This is a genomic window from Mesorhizobium sp. M0317, from assembly GCF_040321555.1.
Taxonomy (GTDB): domain Bacteria; phylum Pseudomonadota; class Alphaproteobacteria; order Rhizobiales; family Rhizobiaceae; genus Mesorhizobium.
Map to the genome: position 1 here is coordinate 1 of NZ_JAMYRV010000040.1, position 12726 is coordinate 12726.

Annotated in this window: 14 protein-coding genes; 5 read left to right on the forward strand and 9 right to left on the reverse strand. The window is 63.1% G+C overall.

From position 1 onward, the window contains the following. Window positions 1–886, forward strand: an 886-nt coding sequence (locus tag NKI88_RS23775) for a 2-hydroxyacid dehydrogenase (RefSeq protein ID WP_352657637.1), incomplete at its 5' end; no start/stop codon positions are given. A 68-nt stretch (window positions 887–954) separates the two neighbouring features. Then, window positions 955–1323, forward strand: coding sequence for a PQQ-binding-like beta-propeller repeat protein (locus NKI88_RS23780; protein ID WP_245263082.1), 369 nt, complete (start codon window positions 955–957; stop codon window positions 1321–1323). A 3-nt stretch (window positions 1324–1326) separates the two neighbouring features. Here NKI88_RS23780 and NKI88_RS23785 read toward each other — a convergent pair whose 3' ends face one another. Next, window positions 1327–2625, reverse strand: coding sequence for an amidase (locus NKI88_RS23785; protein ID WP_352657709.1), 1299 nt, complete (start codon window positions 2623–2625; stop codon window positions 1327–1329). A gap of 116 nt (window positions 2626–2741) precedes the next feature. On the opposite strand from NKI88_RS23785, the gene NKI88_RS23790 reads away from it, so the two are divergent. Continuing rightward, window positions 2742–3089, forward strand: coding sequence for a GFA family protein (locus tag NKI88_RS23790; protein ID WP_352510254.1), 348 nt, complete (start codon window positions 2742–2744; stop codon window positions 3087–3089). A 2-nt stretch (window positions 3090–3091) separates the two neighbouring features. Here NKI88_RS23790 and NKI88_RS23795 read toward each other — a convergent pair whose 3' ends face one another. Then, window positions 3092–4000 carry an SDR family oxidoreductase gene (locus NKI88_RS23795; protein WP_352657640.1) on the reverse strand — a complete coding sequence of 303 codons (909 nt, stop codon included), beginning with the start codon at window positions 3998–4000 and terminating at the stop codon, window positions 3092–3094. A gap of 93 nt (window positions 4001–4093) precedes the next feature. Between NKI88_RS23795 and NKI88_RS23800 the strand changes: the two genes are divergently transcribed. Continuing rightward, window positions 4094–4672, forward strand: a complete 579-nt coding sequence (locus NKI88_RS23800; RefSeq protein ID WP_352624931.1) for a TetR/AcrR family transcriptional regulator — start codon at window positions 4094–4096, stop codon at window positions 4670–4672. Window positions 4673–4710: 38 nt separating this feature from the next. Here the strand turns inward: NKI88_RS23800 and NKI88_RS23805 are convergent, their stop codons facing one another. The 7 genes from NKI88_RS23805 to NKI88_RS23835 all read right to left on the reverse strand — a co-directional run bounded on the left by NKI88_RS23805 (window position 4711) and on the right by NKI88_RS23835 (window position 11409). Then, the gene (locus tag NKI88_RS23805; RefSeq protein WP_023683001.1) at window positions 4711–5796 is read right to left on the reverse strand and encodes an ABC transporter ATP-binding protein; all 1086 of its coding nucleotides are present in this window, start codon (window positions 5794–5796) and stop codon (window positions 4711–4713) included. After that, entirely contained in the window at window positions 5796–6899 is a 1104-nt protein-coding gene (locus NKI88_RS23810) for an ABC transporter ATP-binding protein (RefSeq protein ID WP_023683000.1), read from the reverse strand. The genes NKI88_RS23805 and NKI88_RS23810 overlap by 1 nt, the downstream gene beginning before the upstream one ends. Next, on the reverse strand, window positions 6896–7117 hold the full coding sequence (locus NKI88_RS23815) for a hypothetical protein (protein ID WP_352657643.1): 222 nt from the start codon (window positions 7115–7117) through the stop codon (window positions 6896–6898). Before NKI88_RS23815 ends, NKI88_RS23810 begins: the two co-directional genes overlap by 4 nt. Further along, window positions 7114–8073, reverse strand: a complete 960-nt coding sequence (locus tag NKI88_RS23820; protein WP_023682998.1) for a carbohydrate ABC transporter permease — start codon at window positions 8071–8073, stop codon at window positions 7114–7116. Before NKI88_RS23820 ends, NKI88_RS23815 begins: the two co-directional genes overlap by 4 nt. 1 nt (window position 8074) lies before the next feature. Next, the gene (locus NKI88_RS23825; RefSeq protein ID WP_352657645.1) at window positions 8075–8980 is read right to left on the reverse strand and encodes a carbohydrate ABC transporter permease; all 906 of its coding nucleotides are present in this window, start codon (window positions 8978–8980) and stop codon (window positions 8075–8077) included. A gap of 68 nt (window positions 8981–9048) precedes the next feature. Then, window positions 9049–10365 carry an ABC transporter substrate-binding protein gene (locus NKI88_RS23830; RefSeq protein ID WP_023682996.1) on the reverse strand — a complete coding sequence of 439 codons (1317 nt, stop codon included), beginning with the start codon at window positions 10363–10365 and terminating at the stop codon, window positions 9049–9051. A gap of 360 nt (window positions 10366–10725) precedes the next feature. Further along, window positions 10726–11409: a TetR/AcrR family transcriptional regulator gene (locus NKI88_RS23835; RefSeq protein WP_352510251.1), complete on the reverse strand. Its 684-nt coding sequence runs from the start codon at window positions 11407–11409 to the stop codon at window positions 10726–10728. Between the two features lie 112 nt (window positions 11410–11521). Here NKI88_RS23835 and NKI88_RS23840 point away from each other — a divergent pair, with 112 nt between their 5' ends. Then, the gene (locus NKI88_RS23840; RefSeq protein WP_352650834.1) at window positions 11522–12715 is read left to right on the forward strand and encodes a Tm-1-like ATP-binding domain-containing protein; all 1194 of its coding nucleotides are present in this window, start codon (window positions 11522–11524) and stop codon (window positions 12713–12715) included. The last annotated feature ends 11 nt before the right edge of the window (window positions 12716–12726 follow it).

Below are 12726 nucleotides of genomic sequence, written 5' to 3' on the forward strand. Positions count from 1 at the left end.
GGGGGGGGGGGGGGGGGGGGGGGGGGGGGGGGGGGGGGGGGGGGGGGGGGGGGGGGGGGGGGGGGGGGGGGGGGGGGGGGGGCGGCGGGGGGGGGGGGGGGGGGGGGGGGGGGGGGGGGGCCCGCGGGGGGGGGGGGGGGGCGGGCCCCCCGCGGCCGGCGTGCTGGTCGCCAACGTGCCGGCGGTCAATGCGCGTTCGGTCGCTGAATATGTGATGTTCGCGGCCCTTGCCCTGCTTCGGCGCTTCCGTTCGGTAGACCGCGACTTGCGCGCCAAGGGCTGGAATGCCGGCCGCGACCACGCCAGCCATGCCAGCGAGCTTGCCGGCAAGACCATCGGCATCATCGGCTTCGGCGCCATCGGTCAGGCGGTCGCCCATATCGCCGCGCACGGCTTCAGCCTCGACGTCGTGGCGACGACCCGCAGCATGCAGCCGGCACCCGACAGGATCGGCTTCCTGTCGATCGATGCGCTGATCGAACAGAGCGACATCATCGTGCTCTGCTGCCCGCTGACGCCGGAAACGCGCGGCCTGATCGGCCGCGAACGCATTGCCCGCATGAAGCCGGACGCGCTTTTGGTCAACATTTCGCGCGGACCGGTGATCGATGACGAGGCGCTGATCGAGGCCTTGCGCAAGGACCGCATCGGCGGCGCCGCACTCGACGTCTTTGCCACGCAGCCGCTGCCGGCAAACCATCCCTATTTCGGTTTCGACAATGTCATCGTCACCCCGCATATGGCGGGGATCACCGAGCAATCGATGATGCGCATGGGGGTGGGTGCTGCCGGCGAGACCTTGCTGGTGCTGGCCAACCGGCTGCCTGTCAATCTGCGCAATCCCGACGTGGTCGAGCATTACCGCAGACGGTTTCCTGCCGACTGACGTTTCTGCGAGCCGCCTCAATTTTCGCGGATTTGCCGTCGACCTTCGCCGACATGGTCAAGAGCGTCGTGAGAGTTCTTCTTCTGATTGCCGGTACAAGCGTGCCGCCAGCCGAGGCTCAGGCCGAAAGCAGCTACGTGCCTTGCGACAACGGCCTGCGCTGCGTGATGGCGCCCTGCCCTTCTACCAGCGCGCTCGACCTCGCCACCGGAAAGGTCGTCAAGGGTGTGTGGGTCGACATCGACGGCTTGCCGCAGCAGGACAAGGCGCTTGACCTTTCCGACAAGCTCTATGCCGGCAAGCTCGTTGTCACAGGAACAATCGAGAACCGGCCACACAGCTTCAACGGCAAGCAGCACGACGTGCCGACATTGTTCGCGACGGGCATCCTGCGCACCGCCAAGGACAGCGAACGCAAGCACTGCTCGTCGGGTTGACTATTACCGACCAAGCAGCCGCTCGATTTCAGCCGCGATGCGCAGCAGATGGTGGTCATGGCCATTGCGCGCCACCAGCATCAGCCCGGCCGGCAGCGTCATGCCGGGCATCGGTAGCGAGATCGCGCAGAGGTCGAACTGGTTGGCGACCTGGGTGTTGCGCAGCAGCAGACCTTCAGTGCGTTCACGCAGAGCCGTATCCTCGGCCATCGAAACGATAGTCGGCGCTGTCACCGGCGTGGTCGGCAGAGCCAGCACATCGACCGAACCCAACCGCTCGTCCATGGCTATGCACAGTGCCGCGCGACGACGCATTGCCCTGATATAAACCGGCGTCGGTATGGCCGCCGCCCGCGACAGCGGCCCGCTGACATGGGGATCGACCGGCATCGATGCGCCCGTCGCCAGCCAGTCGGCATGGATTTCAGCACCTTCCATGGCCGCGATCGAGCCGCGTTTGGTGGCCAGCCGCAGATCGGCAATGAGGTCGTCGATCGAAATGTCCGTGAGCCACGCGCCTGCCTGCTCGATCCCGGCAAGGCTGCGATCGAACGCGGCGGCAATCTCCGTTTCCGTGTCTTCGAAAAGCAGGCCGCGCGGAATGCCGACACGAAGCCCGGCAAGCGCTAACGGCAGGTGCAGTTGCGGCATCTGCTCGCCCGTCATCGCGGCGTCAGCCAGGGCACACGCAGCAACACTCAGCGCCAGCGGCCCGATCGAATCCAGCGTCGCAGAAAGGGGATAGGCACCAGTCAGCGGCACGCGCCGCGCCGTCGGCTTGAAACCGACGACGCCGTTCAGCGATGCCGGGATGCGCACCGAACCGCCGGTGTCGGAGCCGATGGAAATGTCGCTCGTCCCCTCGCCAACGGACACGGCGGCGCCCGACGACGAACCGCCTGGAATGCGGCTGGTGTCGGCGGCATTGCCCGGTGTGCCGTAGTGCATGTTGTCGCCGATAGCGGTGAAGGCGAATTCGGTCATGTTGGTCTTGCCGATGATGACGGCGCCGGCCTGGCGCAGACGGCTGACGACCGCAGCGTCGTGCCGACGGGGCGCGGTGTCCCTCAGCATCAGCGACCCGGCCGTGGTCGGCTCGCCGGCGACATCGAACAGATCCTTGATCGACACGATGGTGCCGTCGAGCGGCCCGAGCGATACGCCGGCCTTCTTGCGCGCATCGGTGGCCTCGGCCGCTGCGCGCGCCGCCTCGGCATAGAGTTTGGTGAACACCTTCTCGCCTGCCGCGCAACTGGCAAGACGTGACAGGATGATCTCGAGACGATCGCGGATTGATTGCATGTCGATGTCGGATTCCGTCAAGGTGGAGCGTCTTTAAGGCATATGGGCCGCTAGGTCAGCGGAAGGAATAGCCCGGACAGCGTGCCTTTGCACCTGCCAGCGATAGGAAGGGACTGATGCTGTACAAAGGCAGCTGCCACTGCGGCAAGGTTGCGTTCGAATTCAAGGCGCAGCTGACCGGCGCCGTGCGGTGCAATTGTTCGATCTGCTCGCGCAAGGGCGCGCTGTTGGCCGCCATCCCGCATGACAGCCTGACGGTGCTGGCGTGGGGCGACGATCTCGGCACCTACACATTCGGCAATCATGCAATGGCGCATCGCTTCTGCCGCACCTGCGGCATCCATCCCTTTGCCGAGGATGTCAGTCAGGGCAACGAACGCAGCGCCTACATCAACCTTAACTGCGTTGCGGATATTGATGCTGCCGGTCTGTCGATTTTCGACTTCGATGGCCGCTCGGTCTAAGCTTACCGGTAACCCGCGGCATCGGCAGGTTTGCCGGCGTCCTGTACCTCCGGAACATAGCGCCAGGCGTCCGGGCGTGAGCCGTCGAGATCGGTAAAACCATAAATCTGCGCTAACCCACCGCTGGACAGCGACTGGCCGTTCCAGCGCGCACGATCCGGATCCGCCGCAAGCGACGCGACCGCGCGGCCGACAAAGCGCGGCGTTTCGGAAATGACGAAATGCGGCACGTTGGAGGTGGCGTCGCGCCAATTGTCTTCGGTGACGCCAAACGCCTCCAGCATCATTTCGGAACGCAGCCAGCCGGGCGTCAGCGACACCGAGGTGGCGCCATGCGCAGCAAGATCTTTGGCGTGTGCCCATGCCATGCGGTTCACCGCGACCTTGGCGAGATCGTAGAACGGCGACAGCCGATAGTGATCGGCATTGTACTCGGCGGTGCCGTCAGTGACCTCGACCAGCAGCCCGCCCGGCCGCTCGATCATCAGCGGCAGCGCATGATGCGCGGTGATCAGATGCGTGTCGATGCCGAGCCGCAACAGGCGCAGGCCGTTTTCCAGATTGTGGTCCCAGACCGGCTTATTCCACTCGAACAGCTTTTCGCCGCCCCAGACATCGTTGACCAGAATGTCGAGCCGACCCTGTTCGGCCCGGATGCGCTCGACCAGACTGCGCACATCATCAGTCACCATATGATCGACTTGCACGGCAATGCCCTTGCCGCCATGCGAAGAAACCAGCTCCGCCGTCTCCTCGATGGTTTCGGGCCGGGCATAGTCGGATTGCTGGCTGCGTGTGGTGCGCCCCGTGACATAGACGGTGGCGCCGGCGGCACCGAGCTCAACCGCGATTCCCCGCCCTGCGCCACGCGTGGCGCCGGCGACCAAAGCGACTTTTCCCTGCAATGTCATGGTACGCTCCCAAACGAAACAATGATTAATCCAGCTGGCCTTCGCCGCTCACATCAGATATAAATGATCATTCGGTTATATCTGGATGTCAAGATGACTCGACCAAAAACGCAATCCGACGAGCAGGTGCTGGAAGCCGCGCTGCGATTGATTCACGATCAAGGCCCCGAGGCGCTCACCTTTGAGCGGCTGGCAAAGGCCTGCGGCCTCTCGGGCGCGACACTGGTGCAGCGCTTTGGAAACAAGGCGCAGCTGAAGCAGCGCACCTTGCTCTGTGCCTGGGGCGGTCTCGACGACAAGACCAGGATGCTGACGGCCACGGTTGCCAAAACCCCGGCAGGCGCCATCGAGCTTCTGGTGGGACTATCGCAGGGCTATGGCGGCATCGAAGCCTATGCCGAAGGCCTGCTCGTGCTGCGCGAGGATCTGCGCGACCCCGTGCTCAGGGCGCGGGGCGCCGCCTGGAAAGCGTTCCTGAGCGAGGCCCTTGCGGCTTGCTTCGCCGGAACGCCCGACACCCCGCGCGACATCGGCCTGCTGATGGCATCGCATTGGCAGGGCTCACTGCTGTGGTGGAGTTTTGACCCGACGATCGAGGTGGCCACCTATGTCGAGGAAAGCCTCAAGTGCTTCGTTGCAGCCATCACCAAGACAGCGGCCCGAAAACCGTGATGGGCCGCTGCGCAAGCTGGGAGTGGATGTAGTCTAAATTAGCTGGCGTGCCGCAAGCTCACGCCGCTGCCCTTGTCGAACAGCACCACCTTGTCCTGATTCCAGGCAAAGCGCACCGGCTGCTCGATCTGGACATCGGTTCTGGCCGGCACCGTGGCGCGCAGCGTCGTGTCGCCGACCCGCAGAGTCAGGATCTTTTCCACGCCATGGTTCTCGACATCGTGGACGCGTGCCTCGACCGGCGCACCGCTTTCAAGATACACATCCTCAGGTCGAATACCGAAGACGAGCGGGCGACCGTCGGTCGCACCGCCCGCCTTGGCACCCCCAGAGAAAGGCAGTTCGAAATTCAGCGGCGCCATCACCGCGCGGCCGTTGACCAGCTTGCCATCGATCAGGTTCATCGGCGGCGAGCCGACGAAGCTGGCCACATAGGTATCGCGCGGATTGTTATAGATCTCGTGCGGCGTGCCGGTCTGGATGATGCGGCCATGGTTGAGCACGCCCACCTTGTCGCCCATCGACATCGCCTCGATCTGGTCGTGGGTGACGAACAGGAAGGTGGCGCCAAGCTGGATCTGCAGGTTCTTCAGTTCCGTGCGCAGCGCCTCGCGCAGTTTGGCGTCGAGCGCCGACAGCGGTTCGTCCATCAGGAACACGCGCGGCTTGCGCACGATGGCGCGCCCGATCGAGACGCGCTGCATTTCGCCGCCTGAAAGGCGGTCAGTCTTGCGGTCGAGCAGATGCTCGATCCGCAGTGTCTTGGCCGCCCGCGCAACACGGTCCTTGATCTCGGCATCCGGCAGCCGACGTATCTTCGGCTTCAGGGGAAATTCGAGATTTTCGCGGACCGTATAGCGCGGATAGAGCGAATATTGCTGCAGCACGAGCGCCACGTCGCGCTCGGCCGCACCCCAGTCGGCGACGTCGACGCCGTCGATGAACACCTGACCCTCGGTCGGCTTTTCCAGACCCGCGATCATGCGCAGCGTCGTCGTCTTGCCGGCGCCGGTCTCGCCGAGCAGCACGAAGAACTCGCCATCGGCGATCTCGAGATCGAGCCCGGCCAGTGCGGTGTGGTTGCCGAAGCTCTTGGAAATATTCTTGAGCTGGATATGAGCCATCAGAGCCTCACCTCAAGCGACTTGCCGCTTGCCGTGTCGAAGAAATGTGCTTGCGTCGGATCGATCCTGGCGAAGACCTTTTCGCCCGGGCCGCCGACGAAGCCGCTCTTGGTGCGCGCGCGCAGCATCTTGGAGCCGACCTTGAGATCGACAATGTCGAACGAGCCGAGCGGCTCGACGATCTGTGTCTCGACCGGCAAGAAACCCTCCGCCGCTTCATGGCGCACCAGCACGCCTTCGGGCCGGATGCCGAGCGCCAGCTGGCCGCCGGCATGGCCGTTGAGCTTGGACAAAAGCGTGCGCGGAAATTCGAAGCCGGCGGCAGCGCCACCGACGGTGACCGAGGCCGCCGATGCGGTCTCGGCGATCGCCGCATCGGCGACGTTCATCACCGGGCTGCCGACGAACTGCGCCACGAACAGATTGGCCGGATGCGAATAGACCTCGTCGGGCGAACCGACCTGCTGCAGCACGCCCTCATGCATGATCACGATGCGGTCGGCGAGGCTCATCGCCTCGATCTGGTCGTGCGTGACATAGATGGTGGTCGAGCCCTGTTTGATGTGCAGCCGCTTGATCTCGGCCCGCATCTCTTCGCGCAGCTTGGCGTCGAGGGCGCCGATCGGCTCGTCCATCAGCATCGCCTTCGGCCGCCGCACCAGAGCCCGGCCGATGGCCACACGCTGCATGTCGCCGCCCGACAGCGCCGACGGCTTCTTGGCCAGCAGTTCCGTGATCTGCAGCGTCTTGGCGACCGAGCGCACCTCGCTATCGATCTCGGCCTTGCTCTTGCGCGTCGCGCGCAAGGGAAAAGCAATGTTCTCATAGACGCTCATATGCGGGTAGAGCGAGAACGACTGGAACACCATGGCGATGTCGCGGTCGGCGGCCTTGAGGTGTTGCACCGGCTTGCCGTCGATGAGGATGTCACCGCCGTCGATCGTCTCCAGCCCGGCAACCGCCCTCAATGTCGTCGTCTTGCCGCAACCCGACTGACCGAGCAGCACGATGAACTCGTTGTCGTCGATCTTGAGGTTGAGGTCCTTGATGACCTGGACCGCACCGAAGAATTTCTGGACGCCGCGAAGCTCAATCTGGGTCAATGCTCTGCTCCCGGATTGCGCACCTGGCCGGTACCGGCCTTCTCCGCCGGCGCGATCTTCGAGGTGATGTTGAAGCCGATCAAGCCGATCAGGATGATGGTCACGCCATAGCTGTGCAGCAGCAGGTTCCACGGCTGGCAAAGCGCGATGATGCCGAGGACCATCAGCACCTGAGACCCCGGTTCGAGATATTTCTGGTTGATGGCTCGAAAGATCATTTGCGGATCGCTCCGAAGGACATGCCGCGCAGCAAATGGTTGCGGAGCAGGAAGGTGAAGATTGCGACCGGCAGCAGGAACAGGAAGGTTCCGGCGGCGATCACCGTCCAGTCGGGCAGGCCGGCGCCGACCTGGCTGGGGATGAAGGGCGGCGCCGTCTGGGCGCGGCGGTTGGTCATGATCAGCGCGAAGGCATACTCGTTCCACGCCGTGATGAAGCAGAAAACCGCGGTCGCGGCGATGCCGGTGGCGGCCTCCGGCAGCACGATCTTGAAGAAGGCTTCCATGCGGGTGTAGCCGTCGACCAGCGCTGCCTCTTCATACTCCTTCGGGATCTCGTCCATGAACCCCTTCATCAGCCACACCGAAAAGGACAGGTTGAAGGCGGTATAAAGGATGATCAGCCCGATATGGGAATCGTTGAGGCCGACGGCCCGGTACATCAGGAACATCGGGATCGCGACCACCACCGGCGGCAGCATGCGCGTCGACAGGATGAAGAAGAGCAGATCCGCCTCCCCCTTCACCTTGAAGCGCGAGAAGCCGTAGGCGGTGAAGGTACCCATGCCGACAGCCAGCACCGTCGAGGTGATGGCGATGATCAGCGAGTTCATGAAGCGGCTCGGATAGCCGGACCATTGCACCTGGCCCTTGCCGTCGCGCACGATCTTTTCACCGCCGTCAAACACGACACGTTCCCACCAGGGTGCCGCCGCATACTCTTCCGGCGACGGCGGGTTGCGCATCTGCGAGCGCTTGGTGAACAGCTTGACGAACGGCGATATCTCGGGCTGGAACACCACCGTCGGCGGGATGGTCGTGGCAAGATTGCGCGGCTTGAACGCCGTCGAGGCGATCCAGTAGATCGGCGCCAGGAAGATGATCGTCACCAAAAGGACGGCGACGATGGCGACGCGATTGAAGCCTATTTCGGAAGAAGTGCGGACGGCGGCCATCTCAGCGCTCCTTCACCTTGTTGAGGTACTTGACGTAGATGTTGGTGATGGCCAGCACCATGATCAGCACGATGTAGGCGAGCGCGCAGGAGCGCCCGGTCTGCCATTCCTGGAACGCCATCTTGTACAGCCGGATAGAGATCAGCTCGGCCGTCGGCTGGCTGGTCAGGATATAGGCGAGGTCGAAGGTCTTGAACGCTTCCATGGTGCGGAAGATGACCGCGATCATCAGGATCGGCGCGACCAGCGGCAGCGTGATGCGGAAGAAGGTGTAGAACGGTCCGGCGCGGTCGATCGCCGCTGCTTCGTAGAGATGCTTCGGCACCGCCGAAAGGCCGGCCAGCGACAACAGCATGACGAAGGGCGACCACATCCAGATGTCGGTCAGCGCAACCGCATAGAGCGCCATCTTGGGATCGGCCAGCCACTCGAAATTGCCGAGGCCAAGCGCATAGTTGATGACCCCCCATGACGGATCATAGAGCAGTTTCCAGAACAGACCGACGACGGCCATCGACAGCATCATCGGCAGCAGCAGCAGCGTTGTGATGAGACCCTTGAGGGGAATATCCCGGTTGAGCAGCATGGCCACGCCGAAGCCGACGAGCAGCTGACCCGCGACCGAGATGATGACGTACTTCGCGGTGATGGCGAAGTTGGACCAGACATAGGGATCGTTGAGCAGATCGCGATAATTCTGCAGCCCGACGAAATTCGCCGGCGCGTTGGTCGACGCGCGGAAATCGGTGAAGGAATAGCCCAGCGAATAGATCAGTGGGAAAATATTGAAGATGATCAGGAACAGGATCGTCGGGATTATGAAGAGGTTGCGGATCGACATGTCGCTCAAGCCGCGTGCAGCGGCCCGCGAGGAAGTGTCCAGCGTGGTGATCATCGTGGTCGCCAAGACCCTGCTCCCGTTTCGGAAAAAAAGAACGGAGGAGGCACGGATGCCTCCTCCGCGAGAAAAGCTGCTTATTGGCCGCGGCCGTATTTCTTGAACGTCGCGTTCCAGTCGCCTGCGAGCGCGTCCAGCGTTTCCTTGGCGGTGCCTTCGCCGCCGATCATGTAGGGATAGACGCGCTGGTTGAGCTGCTGCAGCAGCTCGGCATATTCCGGCACCGCCCAGAAGTCCTTCACCTTGAACATGGTCTCGTAGAAGGCCTTGTTGTACGGCGTGGCGTTCTGGAATTCGTCCGACTTGAGCACGGCGGCGCTGCAGGTGTAGCCGCCGAGCGCCGCCCACTTCTTCTGGGTCTCGTCCTTGATGAACCATTCAAGGAACTTCGTCGCCTCTTCCTGCTTCTTGGAGTAGGAGACGATGGAGATGCCCTGACCGCCGAGTGCGGCGAACTGATCGCCGTTCGGGCCTGGAGGATTGGCGAAGAAGCCGGTGTTCTTGGCGTTCGGGTTCGACGCCTCGTTGATCAGCGAGGGGAAGAACGCGAAGTAGTTCATGCTCATCGCGGCCAGGTTTTCGGTGATCGCCTGGTTGTCCTCGACGAAGAACGACTTGGCCCAGCCCGGAGGCGTGAACGTGTAGAGTTCCTTGTAGGCGTCGAGTGCGGCGATTGCCTTGTCGGAGTTGATGAAACCGTCGACCTTGTAGGTCTTGTAGTCACCCAGTTCGCCGCCGAAGGAGAACAGCGCGTTTTCGAAGCCCATCGCCATCGCGTCATAGGAATTGTCGGTGTAGATGGCGATGCCGTATCGCTTCTGATCCGGCCGATAGAAGAACTCCGCGATGTCGCGCAGCGCCTTGAAATCCTTCGGCACGTCGAGATCGTAGCCGTATTTGGCCTTGAAGGCTTCCTTTTCCTTCGGGTCCTCGAACCAGTCCTTGCGATAGGACCAGCCGACAGCGTCGCCTTCGAGCGGGATCGCCCAGTACTTGCTGCTGCCGCCCGGATACTCGGCGTAATATTTCACCGTTGCCGGCGCCATCACTTCGCCAAGCTTGTGCTTGTTGAAGAAGTCGGTCAGGTCGACATAGTGGCCGCCGGTCGAGCCGGCGCCGAGCCATTGCGAGTCGCCGACGACCATATCATAGGCGTCGCCATGGGCGTTGAACTCGGTGAAAGCCTTGGTCTGGAAGTCGGACCAGGGCGTGGTTTCCACCGTGATCTTGACGCCGGTTTCCTTCTCGTACTCGTTGCCGAGTTCCTGCAGGTAGTTGGCCGGATCCCATTCCGCCCAAAAGATGGTGAGCTCCTTGTCCTGCGCGTAGACGGACGTTCCGCAGGCAAGTACTAAGCCGATACCAGCAAGCAGGCTGGTCATTGTCTTGCGCATAATGATTTCCTCCCTTGTGCGCATTCTACCTTGTCATGAGAGCCGGCGGTGAAGCCGGCCCTGGTAGTTCCTCCCGAGATCGCACCTTTCCGGTTCCAAGCCTCCTCGCTTTGCCGGAAAATGGATCGCAGCTCTCACTTTTGATCCGCTTTTTCTGTCCTGATCTGGTATTACCAATTTTGGATAGCCGTCAAGCTCTTTCTTGGATCACCACCGGACCTTGTATAACCGGATTTTTCATGTATCCGACTGTTTTCCCTGAATTTTCCTACTCGTTGATATAGGAGAGCCTTGTTTCGGCACTGCCATCCCGGTTAACATCAATAGTGGGCATCCAAATCTGGTCGAACCAGATTGGCGCTATTTCGCCAATGCCGCTGTCGGGGCCGCATCGATTTCAGCCGTCGATTCCGCCACCGCGGCGCGCACAAGGGCGCCCGCCGCCCATTGCGCGACCGACCGCATGCCGCGGCTATCGAGCCCCCATATATCCTTCAGCACGATCAGCACTTCGACGCCGAACATCATCGACAGCGCCTGCGCCAGGCGCTTGAACTCGCGCGGCGGCAGCCGGCCTTTGAGCGGTGCGATGGCATCCTTCAGCAGCTGGACGCGATGTCCGCGCGTGAATTGCGGCTCGCCGCCCAGCGTGCCCGCCTGCCGCTGCGCCCATTGGTCGAGCGACAGTTTCAGCGCTGCCTTGAAAGTTGCCTCGAAAGCTTCGATGCGCGGCATGGCGGTATCGAACAATTCGGCAACGCGGCGCCCGGCATCGGTGGACGTCGATTGCCAGGTCAGGATCGGCCCAAGCCCCTCGTCGACCACCGCCTGCACCAGGGCTGCCTGGCTGGGGAAATAGCGATAGGCGGTGGCGCGCGACACTTGCGCCGCCTCCGCGACTTCGCTGACCGACGGGGTGACGCCCGCCTGCATCAGCCGCGTCGCCGTCTTCAGCATCAGCCGTTTTGTGCGGGCACGTGGGCCGCGTTCGGCAGCCTCGTTGGCGTCGTCGCTCCCAGCGGCTTGTTGACGTGAGACTTCCATGTCAATACGATACGCGCGTCTCAAAAAAATGCAATGGGCTTTGCTTTCGGAAGACCAAGCAAAAGAGCGGCAGGCGGTCCAGCGCCGGGTCGGCGGTGACGGGAGAAACGCGATGAAACGCATCTACGTGGTGGGCACAGCCGACACCAAGGGCGAGGAACTTGCCTTCCTGGCCGATGCTATTGCGGTCACCGGCAGTTCGGTTGCCCGCGTCGACATCGGAACGCGCGGCGCCACCGTGCCGGTCGATATCCCGGCCAGCGAGGTCGCGGCGCATCATCCGGATGGAGCCAGTGGCGTGCTCGGCATCGATGATCGCGGCACGGCAGTGGCCGGGATGGGCGCCGCCTTCACCAGTTTCATTTGGTCGCGCGACGACATATCAGGCGTGATCGGCATTGGCGGCGGCGGCGGCACGTCGATCATCACTGCCGGCATGCGCGCGCTGCCGCTTGGGCTGCCCAAGATCATGGTCTCGACGCTCGCCTCCGGCGACACCGCGCCCTATGTCGACGTCTCCGACATCATCATGATGCCATCGGTCACCGATATGGCGGGACTGAACCGGCTGTCACGCGTCGTGCTGCACAACGCGGCGCAAGCGATCGCCGGCATGGCTGCCAAGCCGGCGCCGACTGCCACCGGCAAGCCGGCACTCGGGCTCACCATGTTCGGCGTCACCACGCCTTGCGTGACCGCCATCGCCGACCAGTTGCGCGCCAACTATGACTGCATGGTCTTCCACGCCACCGGAACCGGCGGCCGCTCGATGGAGAAGCTCGCAGACTCGGGCCTGCTCGCCGGCGTCATCGACATCACCACGACGGAAGTCTGCGACCTGTTGTTCGGCGGCGTGCTGCCGGCGACGGAAGACCGCTTCGGCGCTATCGCCCGCACCAAGCTGCCCTATGTAGGCTCGGTCGGCGCGCTGGACATGGTCAATTTCTGGGCGCCGCCGACCATTCCCGAGAAGTTTAGGGGCCGGCTGTTTTACGAGCACAATCCCAACGTCACGCTTATGCGCACCACGGTGGACGAATGCCGCGGTATAGGCGAGTGGATCGGCACCAGGCTCGCTCGCTGCGAGGGCCCTGTGCATTTCCTGATCCCCGAAAAAGGCGTCTCGGCACTCGACATCGAGGGCGGCGCCTTCTTCGACCCCGAAGCCGACGCCGTGCTGTTCGATGCCGTCGAGCGCACCATCAAGCCGAACGCCGCGCGCCGGGTCTCACGCCTGCCGTTGCACATCAACGATCCGGAATTTGCCAAAGCCGCAACCGCGGCCTTCCTCGACATCGCCAGATAGTGAGAGCCAAC

Excerpts from the sequence above, each read along its gene's own strand:
- NKI88_RS23805 (WP_023683001.1), bottom strand. The coding sequence starts at position 5,796 with ATGGCTCATATCCAGCTCAAGAATATTTCCAAGAGCTTCGGCAACCAC.
- NKI88_RS23820 (WP_023682998.1), bottom strand. The coding sequence starts at position 8,073 with ATGGCCGCCGTCCGCACTTCTTCCGAAATAGGCTTCAATCGCGTCGCC.
- NKI88_RS23795 (WP_352657640.1), bottom strand. The coding sequence starts at position 4,000 with ATGACATTGCAGGGAAAAGTCGCTTTGGTCGCCGGCGCCACGCGTGGC.
- NKI88_RS23830 (WP_023682996.1), bottom strand. The coding sequence starts at position 10,365 with ATGCGCAAGACAATGACCAGCCTGCTTGCTGGTATCGGCTTAGTACTT.
- NKI88_RS23800 (WP_352624931.1), top strand. The coding sequence starts at position 4,094 with ATGACTCGACCAAAAACGCAATCCGACGAGCAGGTGCTGGAAGCCGCG.
- NKI88_RS23835 (WP_352510251.1), bottom strand. The coding sequence starts at position 11,409 with ATGGAAGTCTCACGTCAACAAGCCGCTGGGAGCGACGACGCCAACGAG.
- NKI88_RS23790 (WP_352510254.1), top strand. The coding sequence starts at position 2,742 with ATGCTGTACAAAGGCAGCTGCCACTGCGGCAAGGTTGCGTTCGAATTC.
- NKI88_RS23815 (WP_352657643.1), bottom strand. The coding sequence starts at position 7,117 with ATGATCTTTCGAGCCATCAACCAGAAATATCTCGAACCGGGGTCTCAG.
- NKI88_RS23785 (WP_352657709.1), bottom strand. The coding sequence starts at position 2,625 with ATGCAATCAATCCGCGATCGTCTCGAGATCATCCTGTCACGTCTTGCC.
- NKI88_RS23840 (WP_352650834.1), top strand. The coding sequence starts at position 11,522 with ATGAAACGCATCTACGTGGTGGGCACAGCCGACACCAAGGGCGAGGAA.